Origin of the sequence: Ulvibacter litoralis (genome assembly GCF_900102055.1) — a bacterium.
GTDB classification, from domain to species: domain Bacteria; phylum Bacteroidota; class Bacteroidia; order Flavobacteriales; family Flavobacteriaceae; genus Ulvibacter; species Ulvibacter litoralis.
Genome location: NZ_FNBA01000005.1, coordinates 57,882 through 80,676, shown reverse-complemented (window position 1 = coordinate 80,676; position 22,795 = coordinate 57,882). Strand labels below are relative to the sequence as shown.

The 22,795-nt window shown below is 36.6% G+C and carries 18 protein-coding genes; 12 read left to right on the top strand and 6 right to left on the bottom strand.

Annotated elements, in window-relative coordinates:
- The first annotated feature begins 100 nt into the window (after positions 1–100).
- The 4 genes from BLQ00_RS14105 to BLQ00_RS14090 all read left to right on the top strand — a co-directional run bounded on the left by BLQ00_RS14105 (position 101) and on the right by BLQ00_RS14090 (position 3,286).
- Positions 101–550 carry a type I restriction enzyme HsdR N-terminal domain-containing protein gene (locus tag BLQ00_RS14105; RefSeq protein ID WP_093144959.1) on the top strand — a complete coding sequence of 150 codons (450 nt, stop codon included), beginning with the start codon at positions 101–103 and terminating at the stop codon, positions 548–550.
- Positions 551–569: 19 nt separating this feature from the next.
- On the top strand, positions 570–1,562 hold the full coding sequence (locus tag BLQ00_RS14100) for a glycosyltransferase family 2 protein (RefSeq protein WP_093144958.1): 993 nt from the start codon (positions 570–572) through the stop codon (positions 1,560–1,562).
- An 85-nt stretch (positions 1,563–1,647) separates the two neighbouring features.
- Positions 1,648–2,508: an OmpA/MotB family protein gene (locus tag BLQ00_RS14095; RefSeq protein ID WP_093144957.1), complete on the top strand. Its 861-nt coding sequence runs from the start codon at positions 1,648–1,650 to the stop codon at positions 2,506–2,508.
- A gap of 172 nt (positions 2,509–2,680) precedes the next feature.
- Positions 2,681–3,286 carry a DinB family protein gene (locus tag BLQ00_RS14090; protein ID WP_093144956.1) on the top strand — a complete coding sequence of 202 codons (606 nt, stop codon included), beginning with the start codon at positions 2,681–2,683 and terminating at the stop codon, positions 3,284–3,286.
- A gap of 132 nt (positions 3,287–3,418) precedes the next feature.
- Here BLQ00_RS14090 and BLQ00_RS14085 read toward each other — a convergent pair whose 3' ends face one another.
- Positions 3,419–4,036, bottom strand: coding sequence for an L-threonylcarbamoyladenylate synthase (locus BLQ00_RS14085; protein ID WP_093144955.1), 618 nt, complete (start codon positions 4,034–4,036; stop codon positions 3,419–3,421).
- Between the two features lie 306 nt (positions 4,037–4,342).
- Here BLQ00_RS14085 and BLQ00_RS14080 point away from each other — a divergent pair, with 306 nt between their 5' ends.
- A complete protein-coding gene (locus BLQ00_RS14080) occupies positions 4,343–5,263 on the top strand; it encodes an alpha/beta hydrolase family protein (RefSeq protein ID WP_093144954.1) in 921 nt (306 codons plus the stop codon).
- A gap of 134 nt (positions 5,264–5,397) precedes the next feature.
- On the opposite strand, the gene BLQ00_RS14075 is transcribed toward BLQ00_RS14080, so the two are convergent.
- On the bottom strand, positions 5,398–7,716 hold the full coding sequence (locus BLQ00_RS14075) for an ATP-dependent helicase (RefSeq protein WP_093144953.1): 2,319 nt from the start codon (positions 7,714–7,716) through the stop codon (positions 5,398–5,400).
- A gap of 214 nt (positions 7,717–7,930) precedes the next feature.
- Here BLQ00_RS14075 and BLQ00_RS14070 point away from each other — a divergent pair, with 214 nt between their 5' ends.
- From BLQ00_RS14070 to BLQ00_RS14060, 3 genes are all read left to right on the top strand, one after another.
- Positions 7,931–9,214 carry an amidohydrolase gene (locus BLQ00_RS14070; protein WP_093144952.1) on the top strand — a complete coding sequence of 428 codons (1,284 nt, stop codon included), beginning with the start codon at positions 7,931–7,933 and terminating at the stop codon, positions 9,212–9,214.
- Positions 9,215–9,303: 89 nt separating this feature from the next.
- A complete protein-coding gene (locus BLQ00_RS14065) occupies positions 9,304–10,848 on the top strand; it encodes an FMN-binding glutamate synthase family protein (RefSeq protein ID WP_093144951.1) in 1,545 nt (514 codons plus the stop codon).
- A gap of 92 nt (positions 10,849–10,940) precedes the next feature.
- Positions 10,941–11,465, top strand: coding sequence for a DUF7935 family protein (locus BLQ00_RS14060; RefSeq protein WP_093144950.1), 525 nt, complete (start codon positions 10,941–10,943; stop codon positions 11,463–11,465).
- On the opposite strand, the gene BLQ00_RS14055 is transcribed toward BLQ00_RS14060, so the two are convergent.
- The 3 genes from BLQ00_RS14055 to BLQ00_RS14045 form a co-directional block, all read right to left on the bottom strand.
- Positions 11,462–12,376: a patatin-like phospholipase family protein gene (locus BLQ00_RS14055; protein WP_093144949.1), complete on the bottom strand. Its 915-nt coding sequence runs from the start codon at positions 12,374–12,376 to the stop codon at positions 11,462–11,464. The genes BLQ00_RS14060 and BLQ00_RS14055 overlap by 4 nt on opposite strands.
- Positions 12,376–14,475, bottom strand: a complete 2,100-nt coding sequence (locus BLQ00_RS14050) for a M1 family metallopeptidase (protein WP_093144948.1) — start codon at positions 14,473–14,475, stop codon at positions 12,376–12,378. The genes BLQ00_RS14055 and BLQ00_RS14050 overlap by 1 nt, the downstream gene beginning before the upstream one ends.
- A 62-nt stretch (positions 14,476–14,537) precedes the next feature.
- Positions 14,538–16,118, bottom strand: a complete 1,581-nt coding sequence (locus BLQ00_RS14045; RefSeq protein ID WP_093144947.1) for a T9SS type A sorting domain-containing protein — start codon at positions 16,116–16,118, stop codon at positions 14,538–14,540.
- Positions 16,119–16,215: 97 nt separating this feature from the next.
- On the opposite strand from BLQ00_RS14045, the gene recG reads away from it, so the two are divergent.
- The 4 genes from recG (at position 16,216) to BLQ00_RS14025 (ending at position 21,563) form a co-directional block, all read left to right on the top strand.
- Complete coding sequence (recG, locus tag BLQ00_RS14040; protein WP_093144946.1) at positions 16,216–18,333, top strand: ATP-dependent DNA helicase RecG; 2,118 nt, start codon at positions 16,216–16,218, stop codon at positions 18,331–18,333.
- A gap of 65 nt (positions 18,334–18,398) precedes the next feature.
- Positions 18,399–19,562: a M28 family peptidase gene (locus BLQ00_RS14035; protein WP_093144945.1), complete on the top strand. Its 1,164-nt coding sequence runs from the start codon at positions 18,399–18,401 to the stop codon at positions 19,560–19,562.
- A 208-nt stretch (positions 19,563–19,770) separates the two neighbouring features.
- On the top strand, positions 19,771–21,135 hold the full coding sequence (locus BLQ00_RS14030) for an aldehyde dehydrogenase (protein ID WP_093144944.1): 1,365 nt from the start codon (positions 19,771–19,773) through the stop codon (positions 21,133–21,135).
- Between the two features lie 68 nt (positions 21,136–21,203).
- Complete coding sequence (locus tag BLQ00_RS14025; RefSeq protein WP_093144943.1) at positions 21,204–21,563, top strand: hypothetical protein; 360 nt, start codon at positions 21,204–21,206, stop codon at positions 21,561–21,563.
- Positions 21,564–21,576: 13 nt separating this feature from the next.
- Here the strand turns inward: BLQ00_RS14025 and BLQ00_RS14020 are convergent, their stop codons facing one another.
- Positions 21,577–22,788 carry a peroxiredoxin family protein gene (locus BLQ00_RS14020; RefSeq protein WP_093145087.1) on the bottom strand — a complete coding sequence of 404 codons (1,212 nt, stop codon included), beginning with the start codon at positions 22,786–22,788 and terminating at the stop codon, positions 21,577–21,579.
- Positions 22,789–22,795: the final 7 nt, after the last annotated feature.

Here is a 22,795-nt window from a genome sequence, read left to right as displayed (position 1 = left end):
CAGTTGAGAACTCCTTTTTGACCTCTCGACTGCGCTCGAGGGGACATTTTAAAATGGTCGTTTCTTTTTAAAATTCCTTCGGAAACTGTTTCTTTGTGCTATGCTGAAACTAAATTTTCCAAACTATCAATTTCGTTTCAAAAGTAACGAAAACAAACCATTGATTTTTGATGAAATCCGAAAAAAGTTTGTGGTACTTACTCCTGAAGAATGGGTTCGGCAACATGTCATTCAGTTTTTACGCATTGAAAAAAAATACCCTAGCTCGCATATCAATGTAGAAAAACAACTGAAGCTTCACGATACCATAAAACGATACGATATTGTAGTCTATACTAAAGATGGAGACATCGCTATTATTGTAGAGTGTAAAGCGCCTAAAATTAAGATTGACCAACAGGTTTTTGATCAAATCGCGCGGTATAACTTTGTACTAAACGCTTCCTATTTAATGATTACCAATGGCTTGGAACATTATTATTGCGAAATGGATTTTGAGAACGAACAGTACAACTTTTTAGAAGCGCTTCCCGAGTACAATACAAAATAAACTCGTTACTTTGCATCCAATGAATGTAGCCGTTGTTATACTTAATTGGAATGGTAAAAAATTGTTATCGCAGTTTTTGCCTTCCGTGGTGCGTTACTCTCCTGAAGCCACCATCTATGTAGCCGATAATGCTTCTACAGATGACTCGGTAGCTTTTCTTTCTGAAAACTTTCCGCAAGTAAAAATAATTCAGAATACAATAAATGGCGGATATGCGAAAGGCTATAATGATGCCCTTAAAGAGCTTTCTGAAGATGTATTTATTCTTTTAAATAGCGATGTTGAAGTGACTGAAAATTGGATACCTCCTCTCCTTTCAGAATTCAAAAAAGACACAACCCTTGTTGCTGCACAACCTAAAATTTTAGATTATAAAAATAAAGCCTATTTTGAATATGCGGGAGCTGCAGGTGGTTTCGTAGATATGTTTGGCTATCCTTTTTGCCGCGGACGTATTTTTGAAACGGTGGAAAAAGATGAAGGTCAGTACAATGATACCGTAAACATACTTTGGGCAACGGGCGCTTGTTTATTTGTTCGAAGAGACGCTTTTACTGAAGTCAATGGATTTGATGAAGATTTTTTTGCACATCAAGAAGAAATTGATCTGTGTTGGCGTATGCAAGCAAAAGGCGGTATAATAAAATATGTAGGCGCCTCAACAGTGTATCACGTGGGCGGAGCAACATTAAAGACTATAAATCCTAAAAAGACGTTTTACAACTTTAGAAATACCTTGCTGTTACTTGTTAAAAATGTAAAAGGTTTACAGGTTTGGGGTATTGTATGTATTCGGTTGGTACTAGATGCATTTGCTGCCATCCAATTTTTAGTACAAGGAAAACCTGCCCATGTACTTGCTATTTTGAAAGCGCATTTTAGTTTTTACAGATTGCTTCCTAAATTTGTAAAAAAAAGGAAATACGAGGCTTCTTCATTTAAGTATTATCGTGTAAAGTCAATTGTTTGGCGCTATTTTGTAAGTAAAACCCACCTTTTTAAAAATCTTTAATATTTTTTACTTAAAGTATTGTTAATCGTACATTAGACTCCCTTTCTTTTAATAATTTTGAACAACCTAAAACTAATTTTTTATTATGAAAAAACTTTTGATTCTTGCAGTATCTTCTAGTCTTTTACTTGCTTCTTGCGTTTCTAAAAAGGAGTATGCAAATCTAGAAGCTCAATACAAAAACACGAAAGATTTGTTGAATACAGCCACTGTAAAGCTTAACAGCTGTTTAACAGACAGAGCTGCTGCAGAAGCTAGAGCTACTTCGCTACAAGAGCGATTGGCTGATATGAAGCAAACAAATCAAGACCTAATACAAAGCTCTAAAGATTTAACAATGCTTACTTCTAAAGGAGCAACGAATCTTGAAAAATCATTAGAAAGCTTAAAAGAGAAAGATTTAAAAATTTCTAGACTACAAGATGCATTAACGAAGAAGGACAGTGTAACACTTGCATTGGTTACTAGCTTTAAGCGTGAAGTAGGTATTAACGATCCAGACATTGAAATCAATGTTGAGAAAAGCGTAGTATTTATCTCTATTGCTGACAAATTATTATTTAAAAGCGGAAGTTACAACGTAACAACACGCGCAAGAGAAGTACTTGCTAAAGTTGCTAAAGTTGTGAACGGTAAACCAGACTTCGAATGTATGGTTGAAGGACATACAGATAATGTACCTTACAACAAAGGTGGTGTATTAGAAGACAACTGGGATTTAAGTGTTAAACGTTCTACTTCTATTATTAGAGTATTGCAAGACCTTGGAGTTAACCCAAGTCAGTTAATTGCAGCTGGACGTGCAGATTATGTGCCTTTAGTAGCAAACGACTCCCCTGAAAACAGATCAAAAAACAGACGTACACGTATCGTTGTATTGCCTAAAATCGATCAGTTTTACGACATGATTGAAAAAGAAATGAAAAACCTTTCAGAAGGAAACTAAGTTTTTAAAAATATAAAAGTGATTTCACTTTTAAAAAACCGGCTTACAAGCCGGTTTTTTTTATGCAGAATAATCTCACACTTTATTTTTTCACAATTCAATACTTTTGTAACAACAAAACACTTATATTAAGACTGTTACAAACAAAACCTGAAATTAAACATACATTATTATGAAAAAACTCATTTTACCTTTTGTAGCTCTTGCGTTGGTAAGTTTTACTGTAATGGAAACCAGACTAACAGATGCAGAACGATTGGTCGCTATGACAGAAATGACTGCGACACACGACCATTTAGAAGAAGTATTGGATGGATTATCCGAGGAGCAACTTAATTATAAATCCGATCCAAATTCTTGGTCAATTGCTGAATGTACCGAGCACATTGCTATTAGTGAAACAAACATCTTTAACATGTTAACTGAAGCTTTGAAATCGCCCGCAGACCCTTCGAAAAAAGCAGCTGTAAAATTAACAGACGAGCAAATTTTAGAAATGGTTGTAGATCGATCTAAAAAAATGAAAACATCTGAAGCTTTCGAACCTTCAGGAAAATTTGGAAGCCATGACGCTGCTGTGGCCGAATTTAAAGCGAAAAGAATAGATCACATAAAATATGTTGCCACTACTGAAGACAACCTTAGAGATCATTTTGCAGAAACGCCGTTAGGTACTGTAGATGCTTATCAAATCCTTCTTTTTATGTCGGCACATACCGAACGCCATGTTTTACAAATGGAAGAAATACTAGCAAACGAGGACTTTCCCGAAGAATAATCTTAATTATTAGGAATACAATTTATTGTCAAACTGAACTGCTTTCAGGCTATTATTAGTCTTTTAGTTCGTTCAGTTTGGCATTTATAACAACCTATCGGTTACAGAGAACCTATTTAATAGTTTCAAGAGTTATATCTCTAAACTTCCTTTTCCTTCCCGAATAACGATGGGTTCATCGCCTGTTAAATCGATAATAGTAGAAGCTACATTATCACCATAACCGCCATCTACAACGACATCAACTAAATGTCCCCATTTTTCGAAGATTAATTCGGGATCTGTAGTATATTCAATTACCTCATCTTCATCATGAATAGAAGTCGAAACAATCGGATTTCCTAACTCGTGTACAATTGCTTGAACAATGGAATTATCGGGCACTCGAATTCCAACTTCTTTTTTCTTTTTAAACACACTAGGTAAATTATTATTCCCTGGAAGAATAAACGTATAAGGACCTGGCAACGCCCTTTTTAACAACTTAAACGTAGCAGAGTCTATTTGCTTAACATAGTCTGAAAGGTTGCTTAAATCTTCACAGACAAACGAAAAATTTGCCTTTTCTAATTTTACGCCTTTTAATTGAGCTACGCGCTCTAAAGCTCTGTTGTTTTTAATGTCGCATCCCAATGCATAAACAGTATCACTTGGGTATATTACCAAACCTCCTTTTCGAATGATATCCACCACTTTACGAACCTCCTTCGGATTTGGGTTCTCTTCATAAATCTTAATAAATTCTGCCATACTATAAGCTTTTAGGATTTTAAATTTAAATGAATCTAAATTAAAAATAAACAGCTAATAAAATACTTAAAAAAATAGCAAAATCACATATTCTCACTATATATTTCAAAAATTATTATTCCTACAAAATAATAACAAAAAATAAGCGAATATTATTGTCTTTTTGGGGTTTTACAATGTATTTAAAATTTCAAAAAAGGCTTATTTACACGATTAAACACATTTTTTATCGATTAAATACGTAAAACGCTTGTTTTAACCAGATTAAAGTTTATCTTTGTACTCAAGCCCCTAAATACCTACATTATGAAACTTACCTACAAAAAAATAGCAATTTTGCTATGCGCGACATTCGTTTTAAACTCTTGTGCTAAAGATGAAGAGTTTGTTGAAGAAACTGCAATTACAGCTTCTGCAAGACCTGCTACTGCTGCTACTTTTGCTCCATTAGAAGCTACTTCGTTTGCAGATGTACCTTATGGTATTGATCCCAAACAAACGTACGACATCTATTTACCTAGTAACAGATCTGTTGCGAAAACGAAAGTATTAATTATTATTCATGGAGGTAGTTGGATGAATGGTGATAAAGCCACTATGGAACACTACATCCCTTATTTACAAGAAAAGCATCCCGATCACGCCATTGTTAACATGAATTATGTAACAGCTCAATACGGTGTTAGTCATGCATTTCCTAACCAATTCTTAGACATTAGAGATGTTATCAACTCACTAAAATACAATAGTTTTGATTTTAATATTTCTACAGAATTCGGACTTATCGGCGGAAGCGCAGGTGGATACCTTGCCTTAATGTACGATTCCGTTTTTGACACTGAAGACGAAGTGAAATTTGTATGTAGCATTGTTGGTCCAACAAACTTTGACCACCCAGTATATACTGAAAGACCCGATTTTCAATTGTTAATGCAAATTCTTGTAGATCAAGATGTGTACCCTAACATTGAAGACAACCTAGGCTTATTAAGCCCTGTTAGCCAAGTTTCAGAAAACAACAGCCCAACGATTATGTTCTACAATAGAGCTGATTCTAAAGTTCCGTTATCAACTGCTAAAGACTTAAAAAATACATTTAACGAATTAGGCGTTCCTGTTAGTTTTACAGTATTTAAAGGAGACCATGGAGCTATACAAGACAACGAACGTGTAGAGTTAGAAACAAAATTAAGTGGTTTTATAAACGACTTCCTGCCAATTCAGTAATAAGGCACAAACGTATATTTTAAGAAATAGGGTTTTGATAGCAATATCAGACCCTATTTCTTTTTTATATAGTTCTAAAACAGTTCCAATACTAAAAGATGTTGATTATAAAGATTACTAATACATGTAAGAAACTATTCCAACACATTTAACTTCGCAAAGCGAAGCAGTAGTTTTTTAAGTCCGCCGTTTTCAAAATCAATTTCTGCTTTGGTGTCGGCACCTACGCCTTCAATTTTAGCAATTCTTCCTTTTCCAAAACGAACGTGCTCTACCAAGGTTCCCACATTCAAATTAGCATCGGCTGCATTAAAGTTCTTATCGGTATCGCTCGTTACTGGTTTTAATCTACGTAGTTTACGAAGTTGCTCTTGCGAAGGTCCTTTAGGAGCAGATCCTGAAACAGGCTTTCGTAAACGTAGTTTACTTTTATCTACATCGTCAAAAATATCTACATCCAACAAAGGCTTGTACCTGTGTTCGGTAATTGGCGTGAGGTATTCTAAATATTTAGGTTCTATTTCTTCGATAAATCGGCTAGGCTCTGCATCAATTAATTTTCCCCAACGGTATCTTGATTGCGTATAGGTTAAATATGCTTGCTTTTCGGCACGCGTTAACGCCACATAAAACAAACGCCGTTCTTCTTCCAGTTCGCTTCGGGTACTCATACTCATTCCGCTAGGAAATAAGTCTTCTTCCATCCCTACAACAAACACATACGGAAACTCCAACCCTTTTGCCAAATGGACGGTCATCAATGCTACCTTATCATCATCTCCCTTTTCATTATCTAAATCGGTTGCTAACGCCACATCTTCCATAAACTCGGCCAACGATCCATTCGCATCTGCTAGTTCTTTTTGCTCTTCCACAAAATCGCGCATACCGTTAAGCAACTCTTCTATGTTTTCAATACGAGCGAGACCTTCAGGAGTTCCATCTTTTTTTAATTCCTGAAAAATTCCCGTTTTCTTAGTAACATGCTCCGTAATACTAAACGCATCTTGATTGGCATTTACAATTTGAAAACTCTGAATCATGGTGACAAAATTTTTCAACTTTGTTTTGGTACCACTGTTAATCTTCAAGTCAATTTTATCGATGTTTTGAATTACTTCAAACATGGAACGACCGTAATGATTTGCCGCTACTACAATTTTATCAATGGTTGTACTCCCTATTCCTCTGGCGGGGTAATTAATTACTCGTTTTAAGGCTTCTTCATCTTTCGGATTCAGAACTAAACGCAAATAATAGAGGACATCTTTTATTTCTTTCCGTTGGTAAAAACTAAGTCCACCGTAAATTCGATACGGAATGTCTTTTTTCCGAAGCGCATCCTCCATCGCACGTGATTGTGCATTGGTACGATATAGAATGGCAAACTCACCATTATGTGCTTGCTCGTTCATTTTAGTTTCAAAAATGGTACTTGCCACAAAACGACCTTCATCACCGTCGGTCATCGTTCTGTTTACTTTTATTTTTGCACCTTCATCATTTGCAGTCCAAACAACTTTATCTAAACGAGTTTTATTTTTTTCAATAATGCTATTTGCAGCATTTACAATGTTTTTAGTAGAACGATAGTTTTGCTCCAATCGGAACGTTTTTACATCGTCATAATCTTTCTGGAAGTTGAAAATATTATTAATATTCGCCCCTCGAAAAGCATAAATACTCTGCGCATCATCTCCTACCACACAAATATTCTGAAATTTATCACTTAACGCACGTACAATAAGGTACTGACTGTGATTTGTATCTTGGTACTCATCTACCAAAATATATCTAAATCTGTTTTGGTATTTTGCCAATACTTCTGGAAAGCGTGTTAAAAGTTCGTTGGTTTTCAGCAATAAATCATCAAAATCCATCGCACCAGCTTTAAAACAACGATCTACATAGGCTTTGTATATTTCACCCAACCTCGGAATTTTAGCCATAGCATCGGCTTCCATCAACTCAGGGTTACTATTGTAGGCTTTTACCGTAATAAGACTGTTTTTGTAAGAAGAAATCCGCGAATACACCTTTTTATACTTGTAAATATCTTTATCAAGTTGCATATCCTTAATAATGGAACGAATCACACTTTGTGAATCTTGTGTATCGTATATCGTGAAATTATTAGGATAACCTAGCTTATCGGCTTCAAAACGAAGAATTTTTGCAAAGACACTGTGAAACGTTCCCATCCATAGGTTTTTGGCCTCACTACTCCCTACAATTTCCGAAATACGCTTTTTCATCTCGCGCGCGGCCTTGTTGGTAAATGTTAACGACAAAATAGAAAAAGGATCTACCCCTTGCGACATTAAGTATGCAATACGATACGTAAGTACACGCGTTTTTCCAGATCCCGCGCCCGCAATCACAATCATTGCGCCATCTTTTTGCAGCACTGGTGCGAGTTGCGCTTCGTTTAGTTGTTTTAAATATTCTTGCAAATTCTTTCTTTTTACTTCGGAAACTAAAGTGTGAAAATACGCAAAATAGCAAGAATGGTACAGTAGAACTTTCAGAATTTATAAACAGCTTCTCTTCCTTAATTCTTCTGAAAATTAATATCTTTAGCATATACTAACTAGAAAAATTTCTTTTGTCTGAAGCTATAGCGTCTCAATGATGAAGCTTCAGAAAAAAGAACTTTAAGCCAACCCTATGAAGATACCCTTTTTCACTTCCGCTCTACTCTTTTTATCAATTTCAGCATTTGCACAGTTAGACAGCAGTCTTCTAAAAGATATTGAAAACATCGAACCCAAAATCATCGAATGGCGTCACGATTTCCATGAATATCCCGAACTTTCTAACCGAGAGTTTAAAACTGCCAAAAAAATTGAAAAACACTTAAAATCGTTAGGATTAGAAGTTCAAACAGGTGTTGCTGTTACTGGTGTTGTCGGAATCTTAAAAGGTGATTTACCCGGAAAAGTAGTCGCGCTTCGTGCCGATATAGACGCATTACCCGTTACTGAGCGAAATGACTTACCCTATAAAAGCAACGTAAAAACAACCTTTCTAGGTACTGAAACTGGCGTGATGCATGCTTGTGGTCACGACACACACACTGCCATCCTTATGGGTGTTGCCGAAGTACTTTCAAAACACAAAAACTTAATTAAAGGAACCATCAAATTCATCTTTCAACCTGCGGAAGAAGGGGCTCCTCCAGGAGAAGAAGGAGGCGCAAAATTAATGGTAAAAGAAGGTGTTTTAAAAAATCCAGACGTCGATGTTATTTTCGGATTGCACATTAATTCTGGAACTTCTGTAGGAACTATTAAATACAAATCGGGAGGAATCATGGCTGCCGTGGAGCGTTTTGTGGTAAACGTAAAAGGAAAAGGAACACATGGTTCGGCACCTTGGACAGGCGTTGATCCTATTTTAATTTCAGCAAAAATAATTGACGGTTTCCAAACCATTATAAGTCGGGAGTCTAACTTAGTAAAAGAACCTGCTGTAATCACTGTAGGGAAGATTACAAGTGGTGTCCGATTTAATATTATTCCTGAAAACGCCGAGTTAATAGGAACCGTACGAACTTTAGACCCAGAAATGAGGACTCTTATTATTCGAAGAATGACCGAAATGGCTTCCGATATCGCGAAAGCGTACGGTGGAAGTGCTACCATAGAATGGCAAAACAACACAGTAGTAACTTACAACGACCCAGAACTTACCAAAACAATGATTCCAACCCTTGAAGCGATTGCGGGTAAAGAAAATGTTTCAACCATGAAAGCTACTACGGGCGGTGAAGATTTTTCTTTCTTCCAAGAAGAAGTGCCAGGCTTATTTTACTTCTTAGGTGGAATGACCCCCGGAAATACAACTCCCTATCCACACCATACCGCAGATTTCAAAATAGATGATGCAGGAATGTTGCTAGGTGTGAAAACATTGAGCCAGTTATCTATCGATTATTTAAACAAACAATAACTGCTTCCATCTGTTTTTTCATTGTGAACTGCTTTTTTTTGAGACTAAGACTCTTTAAATTTGAATACTAAAATTAAACGATTTCGATTATGGATTTTTTACGAGCAATTCCTTGGTGGGCTTGGATTCTTATAGTACTTGCCCTCGTTGCTATTAGAGATATATTTTTCAACAAAAAACACACCATAAGCCATAACTTTCCGTTGGTAGGACACATTCGCTATATGCTTGAAAGTATTGGTCCTGAAATGCGTCAGTATTTTGTAGCGAATAACAGAGAAGAGCTTCCGTTTAATCGTATTGAACGTGGTTGGATTTATGCTTCAGCAAAAAAAGAAAACAACTACGAAGGTTTTGGTACCGATAGAGATATCTACGCACACCAACATATCTTTATTAATAACGCGATGCTTCCGTATGAAATTGACAAGAATCATCCCAACAGCCTAGACAAAACTTTTTTACCATGTGCTAAGGTGATGGGCGAATACAATAAAAGACGGAAACCCTATCGTCCAGGATCTATCATTAATGTATCGGCCATGAGTTTTGGTTCGTTATCTGCGAAGGCAGTAGAATCGTTGAATAAAGGTGTTAAAATAGCCGGAGCATATCACAATACAGGTGAAGGTGGATTATCGCCTTACCACAGTCATGGGGGTGATGTGATTTTTCACTTCGGAACAGGATATTTTGGTGTTCGAGATGGTGATGGTGGTTTTTCAATGGATAAACTAGTACAACTTGTTGAAGAAAATCCTTTTGTAAAAGCCATTGAAGTAAAATTATCGCAAGGAGCAAAACCAGGAAAAGGTGGTGTTTTGCCAGGCGCTAAAATTACTGCGGAAATAGCGCGAGTTAGACACGTTGAAATTGGTAAAGATGTCCTTTCTCCACCAAATCACAAAGCATTCTCGAACATCCCAGAACTTATCGATTTTATTGAAGACATTGCTGAGAAAACTGGATTGCCCGTAGGTATTAAAGCGGCTATCGGAAAATTAGAACAATGGGAAGAATTGGCAGATATTATGATTGCCACAGGGAAAGGTCCCGATTTTATCACTGTTGATGGCGGTGAAGGAGGAACAGGAGCTGCTCCACCGAGTTTTGCAGATCACGTATCGTTGCCTTGGGTATATGGTTTTAGTGACCTGTACCGAATGTTTAAAAAGAAAGGACTTACAGAACGTATTGTCTTTATAGGAAGCGGTAAGCTAGGTTTCCCTGCAAAAGCGGCAATGGCATTTGCAATGGGTGCCGATTGTATCAATGTTGCAAGAGAAGCAATGATGAGTATTGGTTGTATTCAAGCACAAATTTGCCATACCAATCGATGTCCTAGTGGGATTGCCACACAAAGTAAATGGCTTCAAAATGGAATCGATATTCCTTTAAAAAGTGATCGTTTGGCGCAGTATTTTAAAACCTTCAGAAAAGAACTTATAGAAATTACACATGCGGCAGGATACGAGCATCCTTGTCAATTTAAAATGTCGGATGTAGATATTAATGTAGACGACCAAAATCTTTCAAAAGAATTAGACAAAACCTATATGTATCATAAAACGGAGGTTCCTTTTAACGGGATGAAATCGTTACAGGAATGTCCGTATTTAGGAGGAAAAAACTAAAAAAACAAGTTTAAAATACTAGTTCGATAAAGTGAACGTTTGTTTGTAAACACCCTAAATTTTGGTACGTTTGTGACCCAATATTATTTTCTATGGAAGAAACAACTCAAATCATTAGCTATTTTGCTTACCTATTACCTGCCATTGTTGTTGGTTTGGTTTCCTATTTCTTTTTTAAAGGACACACTGCAAATGAAGAAGGAAGAAGACGCTACTTAATTCAAAAAGAAGCACAAAACAAGCTAATGCCGATGCGCCTACAAGCGTACGAACGCATTACCTTGTTTTTGGAACGCATGGATCCGAATAAATTATTGATTCGTGTAAAGCCTTTCTCAGATGAAGTTTCAAAATATGAAGAATTATTAATTCGGAATATAGAACAAGAATTTGACCATAACCTTTCACAACAAATCTATGTATCACAAGAGTGTTGGAATCTTGTAAATGCTGCTAAAAATGCAACTATCCATATCATTAGACAAGGTGCCATGCACGAAAAAGAGCAAGATGCCGATGCCATGCGCGAATGGTTATTGCGTAATTTTATGGAAGAAGTAACACCCTCTCAAAAAGCATTGGTATACGTTCGAAAAGAAGTAAGTGAGATGTTTTAAGTCGTTTCGCCCTTTATCTCATTGACCTCCATATTTTTCTCTTTAGCATAGTTAAAACCACTTTCCCACCACTTCAACATTAATTTTTTATCAAAAACTAATGAATTTGTTGTGAGTACCGTTGGTGTGTAGTATAGGTTTATAATTGCATCGTTATTTACAGCAACAAACTTCCCTATTCGAATGTTATGTTTTTCAACTCGATCCAACATAAATTCATGCAAATTGGTCAATAAAGAAAATACATTGCGCGAAGGCAATTTATTATAATACGCTACTTCAGTTTCTAATACAATTACATCTACCGTGGTAGCCCCTCTCTTTATAGCTTCTTCAATAGGTACCATGCTTCCAAAACCACCATCTGCATACTCGCAATTATTTTTGGTTACCAAACTCATAAAAGGAACATAATTACACGAAATCCAAATCCAATCGCAGAAATCATCATAGCTAAAATCATTGATACTCTTATACTCTACCTGATTTAAAGACAGGTTAGACACCGTAACCACCACCTCTTTTTCCGAAGCTTTTAATTGATTAAATTCAAGTTCTGTAAATACATTCTTTATAAGCTTTCGCAAATTATGACTCTCACCAAAGGTTTTACTTCCGCGTAAAAAATTACGAAGTACCGCCATATGGTCAATTCCAATCTCTTTTCCCCCGTATTTTGTTTTCTTAACGCGAAACGGACGAATACTAAAAATACTATTTTGATTTACGGAAGTATAGATTTCCTTAATTTTTTCAACCTTGTTCAGTGCCAAATGTGAAATCAACAAACTCCCTGTCGATGTCCCCACAAATAGGTCGTATGTATGGTTCTGCTCATCCATTAAATACTGCGCCACACCCCCTGCGAAGGCTCCTTTACTCCCACCACCTGAAATCACTAATGCTCTCATTACTCTTTCAATTTTGTTTGAATATAGTTCTTTTCCTTTTCTGAAAACGAGTCGATTTGTTTCAAAATAAGAGATTGATATGTTTCATTTTCTACTACCGAATCAAACACACTTCTTGCGAATTTTCTGAAACGCCACGAATGATGTGTTGCTGCGTTTACAAGAGTATGCAATGTAGCCTCATCCCACAAACGAAGCTCTTGAATGTAGCCAAATGCGACTTCACGCACCTCAAAACTATAGTCATCAGAGGTATAATTTTTTAATTCAGTTAAAAATTCGTTAGACTGTTCTGGCTTGTAATTAGCATCCACCAAGGCAAGCACCAACCACAACTGTCGTATGTTTTTATTTTGAAAACCAATAACCCCTTCCGTAGCGTCTAAATATTCTTTTCTGTTCTCTGGAAAATTAGTCCAAAGTCCGTATAAAGCCGCTTCTTTCGTCACGTATGAGTCATCTTTCAGTAACGATTCGTATTCTTTTTGCAATTGCTTCGGAAAGTTCTCAGAGGTCAACGCTATGGTTTGACGCACATACACATTGTTACTCTCGAAGCCTTTTTTGTAATACGGAAGGGTTTCAGAAATAGGTTCATCTATCAATTGATAAATGGCTTCTTGCCCTATATAATCATTCGGAAACGTAAGCGCCTCATCCAACTGAAGGAGTTTATCTTCAAAAGGAGTTCCTTTTAAGGCGGCAAGTTTAAAATAGTTCGTAATAAATAGAGACTTCCGAAGTGATTGATAGGCTTGTTCAGCTTTAAACGCTGTTTGTTGCAGCCAGTCAATTTCAAATTGTTCTATATTTTGTCTCGACACTGCTTTCACTTCTGCTAAAAAATTTGGAGTGGTCACATTTTTAAAACGATATTTTTCCAAGTAATTTTTAATCGCCTTATTGAAAGCCTCCTCTCCTATTTGTTCCTTTAAAATATGCAATGCCCAAGCTCCTTTTTCATAAAAGGTTAATGAACTTGCTTTCGGATTTAACAGTGATTCTCCTTTCCCTTCATCACTAAGTGCTTTTAGTTGCTCTGCCGATTGGTATAGTTTCCAGTAATAATAATCGTCTCCGAATACTTCTCTTTCAGCCAACAACGCATAATACGTTGCAAAGCCTTCTTGTAACCAATGGTGCATACTTTCAGTTTCAGTAACTAAGTTTCCAAACCATTGATGCGCCAACTCATGCGCATTTACATTTACATAGTTACGATCTGTAAATCCAATAGAATCATTTACAAACGCTTCAGAAAAAAAAGTAGCGGTCGTATTTTCCATTCCCGCGTATAAAAAATCACGCACAGGTACTTGTTTGTAATTTTGCCACGGATACGGAACACCTATTTCAGCTTCTAAAAAGTCGAAAATCTGTTTTGTATAACGATAGGTAGGCTCTACTTTCAAGGAATCTTTAGGCTCGTAATACAACTCTATCGGAATTCCGGAATTTGACGTTATTTCTTGCTTTTCAAAATCGCCAATGGCAAATGCCACTAAGTAACTCGCCATCGGACGCTCCATATCCCAATGCCATTGATTGCTAGTTTCTTTTTTCGTCACAAAAAGCAATTTACCGTTAGCAATTACTGTTTTGGATGGAGCTGCAACAATGGTGATGTCAAATTCCATTTTATCATTTACATCATCAATACTCGGCAACCAATGTGAAGTGTATTTCCCTTGTCCTTGAGTCCAAATTTGATTTCCGGTAAAATAAAGTGTTTGTTTGGGGGTGGCTTCAAAAGAAAAAAGTGTGGTGTATTCTTTACCCGCTTTAAACGGATGCTTCAACCATATTTTATCGTCGGTCACTTTTAGTTTTATACCATCTAATGCGACGTTAGTTACTTTCATTTTTACAGCATCTAGGTAAATTGAATCTGTATCCTGAAGGATTCTAAATGTGTACGAAGCTGATCCCTTTACGGAACTTTCCGAAGCATTTGGTGTTATTTGAGTATTGACCTTCAAAAAATCTACTAGCGCTGTCTGTTGGGCATTTCCAAGATGTATCACGCTTAAAAAGACAAGAAGAAACAATGAAAGTTTAGAAGTACGAGCGATCACGATGTGGTTTTTCAGAATTAGCATTAAAAAAAGGTTATTCTTGGTATCCCAAAAATAACCTTTTTAAAAGTATTACCGAATGCTATTTACTCTAAGATAAATCTTTTAACACCTGTTCCGTAAGCGTTTTCAAGATTGATAAAATACATCCCTTTTGAAAGACTAGAAAAATCGAAGGTATAGCTATTTAACTCGGAAGCCGAATTGAAATAAAAAGCTTTTACCAATTTCCCGTCAATGGTATTCACGGTTAAACGCGTACTCGCTTCAGGATATTTTGATTGAATATGCACCAACCCATTTGAAGGATTAGGAAAAACCGCTACGTCGTAAATTTGTGTATTATCCACACTAGGAAGGCTTAAAACACCTCCATATATCATCGGATTGTTACTTTTATTGATAATATGAGTATCCACATAATACACTGGATTATACCCATCGTTACAATCTGCACAAGTTGTTCCTGTAATACAACTTGGATTATTAGGATGACAATTGTCTATATATCCAGGGTGAAAACGGTAATCTAAATCGACACTTGTTCCAATGTAGGGTGTAAGATCGTAAGTATTAGGTGGCGCAATAGCTCCGGGGCACCATCCTGCTCTATTGTATGCCCAAGTTCCTTGTTGTCCTGTACATCCATCTGGATTAGGATTACAGTCATTCCACAAATGTTGTGAAAAAGTTTCTTCGGTATCCACATCGATAAAATGCGTTGCGTTAAAAAATTCGGCCGCATTTGACGTATTGTTAGCTCCCCAACCATGTCCAGTAGTAGAAATTCTTAAATGTGATTCAGAAACAAGATCAGAAATGTTTGCGTTGTACGTTGGTACAGGCTGTAAATTGGATAAGTCTCCAAAATTATAACTATCATCCCAAAGCTCCACAACATCGCTATACGCATATTCTGGCGCTCCTTGGGTATAATCAAAATCAAGTGTTAATTGCCATCCACCGGTTCCCCAAGTATCGATAAACACTCTTAACTCAACTTCTCCTTGTAACAATGACATATAATCGGTTACGTTTAATTCGTGATTACATCCTACTCCGTAAGGTGTGATATAGCGAATTAACTGAACCCAATTCCCGTCGGGTGCCTTAATATCGATATGCGCCCAACGATCCCAATCGTCGCAACCTCCAGTTACACTTGGGCATTCAACTTCTAGAGAAGCATTAATATCGTTGTAGGCACCCACAAACTGTGGGAACGTATAGGTTCCATAGAACCAACGGCTATTCTCTCCATTAAATTCTATAACAACATCTTGCAAGCTAGTTACGGTTTGCGAAACTGCTGCATCTACCACAGAGACCGTTCTATTTATAACCGTTTCTTCACCACTCAGTGCTATTGCTTTAATTTCAACATCGTGACTTCCATACGATGAGGGTGTCCATAAATAATAGTAAAATCCGTCTTGTGCTTCAGCAGTGTACACAGTACCATCAATATCGATAGTCACTTCCTGCATTTCATCTGGAGCCTCTACGGTAGCATTCACATAAATTGGATAGGCTCTTAATTCTGGCATCTCTAACGAAAAATCGTCAGTGAGTCGTGTGGTTACTTCAGGAAGAGCCATACAGTCTATCTCAGAAGCAAAAATTGGTAAGCATAGCAATAATGCTATTAAAAAGTAAGGTTTTTTCATTCTAAATATGTTTAAATTAGCAGTTGATTACAATCAAATATATTAATTAAAATACATCTTACTCTAAAATAGTTCTTTTAAAGCAAACTACCCTTTTATGAATTCTTCTTTTTTACAAACTCCAATAGATTATTTAAAAGGTGTTGGGCCAAATAGAGCCACACTTCTTAAAAAGGAGCTTGGAATTCATACCTATCAAGATTTACTGAATCTATTTCCGAATCGATATTTAGACCGAACTCAATACTATAAAATTGGACGGCTACAACGAACAAGTTCGGAAGTTCAAATAGTAGGGAAAATTATAAATATTAAAACTGTTGAACAGAAAAGAGGCAAGCGATTGGTCGCTACTTTTATCGATGAAACAGGCAAAATGGAATTGGTTTGGTTTCGAGGTCATAAATGGATTCGAGAAAATTTAAAGCTAAATACGCCTTATGTTATCTTCGGAAAAACAAACTGGTTTAATGGAACTTTTTCGATGCCACATCCAGAAATGGAGCTGTTAGAAACACACGAAAAAAGTATCCGATCTGCGATGCAACCTGTATATCCATCAACCGAAAAATTAACCAATAGTGGCATCACAAATCGAGTGGTAAACGGGCTCATGCAACAGCTCTTTTCAGAGACCAAAAACGGCTTCACGGAGAGCCTTTCAAAACCGCTTTTAGAACAGTTAAAATTGCTCTCAAAAAGTGAGGCTCTTTTCAATGTTCATTTTCCAAAAAACCAAGAACTTTTAGCACGTGCTCAGTACCGTTTAAAGTTTGAAGAATTGTTCTATATTCAGTTGCAATTAATTCGCAAAAACCTTGTTCACAAATCTAAAATTAAAGGCTACCCCTTTACTCAAATAGGGGATAACTTTAGCACGTTCTACAAAGAGCATTTACCGTTCGAATTAACCAACGCTCAAAAACGTGTTGTTAAAGAAATTCGCAATGATTTAGGCAGTAATGCACAAATGAATCGTTTATTACAAGGAGATGTGGGAAGTGGAAAGACAATTGTAGCGCTATTAGCAATGTTAATAGCCCTTGACAACGGTTTTCAAGCCTGTTTAATGGCTCCGACTGAAATTTTGTCAGTACAACACTATAATGGGTTATTAGAATTATGCAAAGAACTGAACACCAGTATTTCACTTTTAACAGGTTCAACCAAAGCTTCAAAGAGAAGAGAAATCCATAAAAACCTTGAAAATGGCTCTTTAAACATCTTAATAGGCACACATGCGCTGCTCGAAGATAAGGTAAAATTTTCAAACTTAGGACTCGCAATTATTGATGAGCAACATCGTTTTGGCGTGGCGCAACGAAGCAAGCTTTGGCATAAAAACGAATATCCTCCGCACGTACTTGTAATGACCGCAACTCCCATTCCAAGAACACTTGCCATGAGCGTTTATGGCGACTTAGATATTAGCGTAATTGATGAGCTTCCGCCTGGCAGAAAAGACATCAAAACAGTACACAGATTTGACTCAAATAGACTCAAGGTTTTTAGGTTTATTAGAGACGAAATTGCGAAGGGCAGACAGATCTATATTGTCTACCCTTTAATACAAGAAAGTGAAGCTTTAGATTACAAAGATTTAATGGATGGATACGAAAGTATTGTTCGCGAATTTCCACCACACGGACCTGGTCCAAATTATCAAATTTCTATTGTCCACGGACAAATGAAACCCGCCGATAAAGAATATGAAATGAATCGCTTTATTAAAGGCGAAACACAAATTATGGTCGCTACAACTGTGATCGAAGTTGGGGTAAATGTTCCCAATGCCAGTGTGATGATTATTGAAAGTGCCGAACGTTTTGGTCTGTCTCAATTACACCAATTAAGAGGACGTGTTGGTCGCGGTGCCGAACAGAGTTATTGTATTTTAATGACGAGTCACAAACTTTCTCAAGACGCAAAAACAAGATTAGAAACAATGGTTCGTACTAGTGACGGTTTCGAAATTGCCGAAGTTGATTTAAAACTACGAGGACCTGGAGATTTAATGGGAACCCAACAAAGCGGCGTACTAAATTTACGCATTGCCGACATTATCAAAGATTCAGAAATACTTAAAATCGCTCGAAGCTACGCCATGCAAACCTTAAAAGCCGACCCTAATTTGGCTTCCGAAGAAAACATACCCATAAAAAAAACATTTGCACAATTGGTAAAATATAGAAACATTTGGAATTACATTTCATAAACTGAATTCATTACGACACCTTTTCAGAAGAAAAAAAACAGTAATTTCGCAAAAAATATTCCCACATGACCTATCTAGCTCGCATTACATCCCTCATCTTATTTTTAGGCACTTTTTCTTTAAGCGCCCAAGTTTTCACTCCTTTTTATGACGGGATTGTTACAAATGTTTCTGTTTCAAATATAGAAGATGATCTTATCAGTTTTGTAGACTTCGGAGTTAAAGAGCCTGGCACTGCCGCTATAGACAACGCGAAAGACTGGATTATTTCTCGCTATCAAAGTTTAGGATATACAGATATTGTGGAACAACCTTTCACTGTTTCCGGTCAAATCACAGAAAATATTATCGTTACCAAAACAGGATCTGTTTACCCAGACACATTCTTAATTATAGACGGACATTACGATACCATAAACGGAGTTGGCGCAAACGATAACGGAAGCGGAACCGTACTTCTTCTCGAATTAGCCAGACTTTTAAAAGACGTTAACACAGAGTATTCTATCAAATTTATTCACTTTAGCGGTGAAGAAGAAGGCTTAGTAGGAAGCGAATTTTATGTTGCAAATACAGTGATTCCAGAAAACTTAGACATTAAATTGGTTTTCAATATTGATGAAGTAGGCGGCGTAAACGGAATGACAAATAATACGATTGTGTGCGAAAGAGACGAAACCAGTCCTAACAGCAATAATACCGCTTCTGCACAAGCTACGACAGTATTAGCAAATTGTTTTGGCTTATACTCTAACCTACTTACCGAAATCTCAAATGCATACGGATCAGATTACGTTCCTTTTGAGAATAATGGCGAAATCATAACAGGCTTGTATGAAAAAAATGAATCTCCATATCCACACACACCTCAAGACATCATAGCGAATATGGACATCGATTATGTTGCCGAAGTTACCAAAGGAGCTTTAGGTGCCGCCTTGCATTTTGCGGTCGGTATCGAGCCGCTAAGCGTTTCGGACGTAGCGTTGGAAGAAGCTCTTCTAGTGTATCCTAATCCGACCAACGGAATTTTACACATTGAAGTAAAAAATGGACTTTCAGAAAATACGGAAGTAACCTTTTTTGATACCTTAGGAAACAAAGTTTACGACACTTCTTTTACTGCCGAAACGAAGACTATTGATTTAAAGTTTTTAGCCAAAGGAATCTACTTAGCGCGTTTTAAACACAACGGTCAAATACTAACGAAAAAGGTTGTTTTAAAGTAATTTTTTCTCTTCGGAAAGTGACACAAGAACACTGAAGTTTTTGAGGGTTAAAACATATTTGAAAGTGCTCCACAAACCTTAGGCATCTAGGTTCTGGAGCACTTTTCGTTTCATCTTATAACCGGTGCTATTTTTAGAATGTTTCCGCTGAAAGACTAATTTCATTGCAGTATTTTTTATAACTTCGGAAAAACACAACATTTCACTAATGGTAGATTTAATAGCAAATCAGCGTGCCTTCTTCAACACAAATGAAACAAAAGAAACTGACTTCAGAATAAAGCAATTAAAGAAGCTCAAAACGATTCTGAAACAAAACGAAGACAAGCTTAATACTGCTATTTATGAAGATTTCGGAAAATCTGAATACGAAACTTATCTTTCTGAACTACTCCTAACCTACCAAGAATTAAATGATTTTATAAAGAAAATTAAATCGTGGAGTAAGAAAAAACGCGTTCGAACCAATTTAGCTAATTTTCCTGCTAAAAGTTATATCATTCCAGAACCCTTGGGTGTTACGCTTGTAATTGGCGCATGGAATTACCCTATTCAATTATCGCTTGTTCCTGCCATTACAGCATTAGCAGCAGGAAATACTGTTGTTTTAAAGCCAAGTGAACTTCCAAACAAAACAGCTGCTGTACTTGCCGAAATTATTAACTCTAATTTTTCAAAAGAATACTTCTGTGTTGTTGAAGGAGGCATTCCAGAAACAACCGCTTTATTAAAACAAAAATTCGATAAGATTTTTTTCACAGGAAGCTCAACAGTTGGTAAAATAGTGTACAAAGCTGCCGCAGAACACCTCACTCCTGTCACCTTAGAACTTGGAGGAAAAAATCCAACGTTTGTATTTGCAGATTGCAACCTGAAGGTAACAGCACAACGAATTGTTTGGGCAAAGTATTTAAATGCAGGACAAACTTGTGTGGCTCCCGACTATATTTTAGTTGAAAAATCTATTGAAGACGCGTTTCTTTCCGAAGTAAAAAAAGAAATTGACACGAGATACAAATTGACAGACGACATAAAAGACAATTACCTACGCATTATAAACGAGAAAAATTTCGATCGTCTCACAGCATTCATTCAGCCAGAAAAAGTGTATTGCGGCGGAATTACAAATAAAAAAAACAGGTTTATAAGTCCGACGGTACTAACGAACGTTTCATTCGATGATGAAATTATGAAAGATGAAATTTTCGGCCCCATTCTTCCTGTTATTCCTTTTGAGAATCTCGACGCAATGATTCAAAAAGTAAAAGAAAATCCAAAACCACTTTCGTGCTATGTGTATACTAAAAACAGAAAAGTGGTTTCAAAACTATTAAATGAAATTTCTTTTGGTGGAGGCGCTATTAATGAATCTATCATGCACTTAACAAACAGCAAACTTCCATTTGGAGGTGTTGGTTTTAGTGGCATAGGAAGTTATCACGGTGAAGCTGGTTTTAGAACCTTTTCACATTACAAGAGTATTTTAGACAAACCTTTTTGGCTTGAACCATCGTTAAAATACACACCATATACATTAAAAAAACTAAACCTTTTTAAGTTCTTATTTGAATAAAATTAGCGTAAGACACTCTGAAATTTTCATTTAAAAAAGTACTTTTACGTTATTCAATCATTTCGAAAATGGCCTATTTTAAAGAAATCGTTAATAGCTCGAAGTACAACACTGCTTTTTTATACACAGAAACCACTCAAACAGACATTGTTGCAGCAGTGGACAACCTTATGTTTAATGAGGGCTATAAAATAGACAGTGGCGCTTGTGGCGATGCCATATACGTAACTGGCGATAAAACCATGCGGCTTCTTTTTGGAGGGTTTGTTAAGTATCACAAACTACGAATTGTAACTACTGTAAAATCTGAAAATGAATTTATCGTTGACATTCGTGACGCAACACCCGAATTATCTGGCGGAATGATTGGTATAAAAAAATCGAAAAAAGAACTTGCTAGACTTACAGCTCTTTTCCAAACATTATAGCTCGTTTCCTAGACTATTCGTATAATAGTCTGTTTACAAAATCATCAAACTCAGCCACATATTCGTCGTACTTTTCTCCAGTTGCAGGACCGTTAAAACCTGTATGAATCTTACGTACTTTCCCTGTTTTATCAATAAAAATAGATGTTGGGTACGACAATACATGCGTTAACATTGGAAGTTTCTCATTCGCCTTAGTTTTACTACTTGTTCCATACTGTGCTAGCAATATTGGATAAGGAACATTTGCGCCTTCCTGAAGTCTTTCTATAGAAGCAATTGCTCTTTCCTCGGTAGGTGCATATTCAAATGCCAAAGCCACAAATGCAAGATCTTCGTTTTTGTTAGAATTGTAATATTTGGTGTAGAATTTAGTTTCATCCAAGCAATTAGGGCACCATGTCCCCATGATCTGAACAATGGTTACTTTATCTTTAAATGCATCATCCTCCAGCGAAACCATATCACCATTTACATCTGGAAAAGAAAAAGCCAATCGATCGTAGCCTTCTTTCAAAAATGTTAGCGAATCGGCTGCTGGTAATTCAAAAGTGTCATTACGTTTTGCTGTAAATGGTTCTTTCCAATGATTCCCACTGTAAAACACACCGTTCATTATGCTATCGGTCACTTTGGCTTCAAACAAAAAAGCATGAGCTCCGTCAAATGCAGAAAGTTTCACAGAATCATTTTGTACAGCACCTTCTAAAAAACGGTAATCGCCAGTAGTAGTTCTAAAAGTTCCTGTGATTTTATTTCCAACTTGTTTAAAAATTCCTTTCGCATCGTAGCGATCTGCTTCCGAATTAGGACTAAAAACAGTTTCCCAGTTTCCTGTAACTTCAACCGAAGGTGGTTTTGAAAAACGAAAACGCGTATTATTACCATGCTTCATTTTAAAGGGAAGCTTGCGTTTTAAACTAGGCGTGTAATACATTCCGTAGATACTATCTTCGGCAAAAATTCCTTTAAAAACACCTTCAAAAATGGGCATTTCAATAGTTATGGAATCTCCCGCTAGCGTAACATCTGTAACCTCTATTTCTTCTTCACCATTTGAAATCACCAACGTATTATCGGAATTATACACAAATAAAAACGGAATTTGGCGTCCTTCATCTAATTCCAACGCAGCTCTCCAAGGCCCGTTTTTTGGTGCAAAAGTTTCTTTTTTGCAGGAAATTAAAAGTACTAAGATTAGAAAGATTCCAATAAGCTTGGTCATAAAATTT

Bases quoted from the DNA above. Each gene is read 5' to 3' on its own strand.
- BLQ00_RS14105 (WP_093144959.1), top strand. From the start codon at position 101: ATGCTGAAACTAAATTTTCCAAACTATCAATTTCGTTTCAAAAGTAAC.
- BLQ00_RS14100 (WP_093144958.1), top strand. From the start codon at position 570: ATGAATGTAGCCGTTGTTATACTTAATTGGAATGGTAAAAAATTGTTA.
- BLQ00_RS14095 (WP_093144957.1), top strand. From the start codon at position 1,648: ATGAAAAAACTTTTGATTCTTGCAGTATCTTCTAGTCTTTTACTTGCT.
- BLQ00_RS14090 (WP_093144956.1), top strand. From the start codon at position 2,681: ATGAAAAAACTCATTTTACCTTTTGTAGCTCTTGCGTTGGTAAGTTTT.
- BLQ00_RS14085 (WP_093144955.1), bottom strand. From the start codon at position 4,036: ATGGCAGAATTTATTAAGATTTATGAAGAGAACCCAAATCCGAAGGAG.
- BLQ00_RS14080 (WP_093144954.1), top strand. From the start codon at position 4,343: ATGAAACTTACCTACAAAAAAATAGCAATTTTGCTATGCGCGACATTC.
- BLQ00_RS14070 (WP_093144952.1), top strand. From the start codon at position 7,931: ATGAAGATACCCTTTTTCACTTCCGCTCTACTCTTTTTATCAATTTCA.
- BLQ00_RS14065 (WP_093144951.1), top strand. From the start codon at position 9,304: ATGGATTTTTTACGAGCAATTCCTTGGTGGGCTTGGATTCTTATAGTA.
- BLQ00_RS14060 (WP_093144950.1), top strand. From the start codon at position 10,941: ATGGAAGAAACAACTCAAATCATTAGCTATTTTGCTTACCTATTACCT.
- BLQ00_RS14055 (WP_093144949.1), bottom strand. From the start codon at position 12,376: ATGAGAGCATTAGTGATTTCAGGTGGTGGGAGTAAAGGAGCCTTCGCA.
- BLQ00_RS14050 (WP_093144948.1), bottom strand. From the start codon at position 14,475: ATGCTAATTCTGAAAAACCACATCGTGATCGCTCGTACTTCTAAACTT.
- BLQ00_RS14045 (WP_093144947.1), bottom strand. From the start codon at position 16,118: ATGAAAAAACCTTACTTTTTAATAGCATTATTGCTATGCTTACCAATT.
- recG (WP_093144946.1), top strand. From the start codon at position 16,216: ATGAATTCTTCTTTTTTACAAACTCCAATAGATTATTTAAAAGGTGTT.
- BLQ00_RS14035 (WP_093144945.1), top strand. From the start codon at position 18,399: ATGACCTATCTAGCTCGCATTACATCCCTCATCTTATTTTTAGGCACT.
- BLQ00_RS14030 (WP_093144944.1), top strand. From the start codon at position 19,771: ATGGTAGATTTAATAGCAAATCAGCGTGCCTTCTTCAACACAAATGAA.
- BLQ00_RS14025 (WP_093144943.1), top strand. From the start codon at position 21,204: ATGGCCTATTTTAAAGAAATCGTTAATAGCTCGAAGTACAACACTGCT.
- BLQ00_RS14020 (WP_093145087.1), bottom strand. From the start codon at position 22,788: ATGACCAAGCTTATTGGAATCTTTCTAATCTTAGTACTTTTAATTTCC.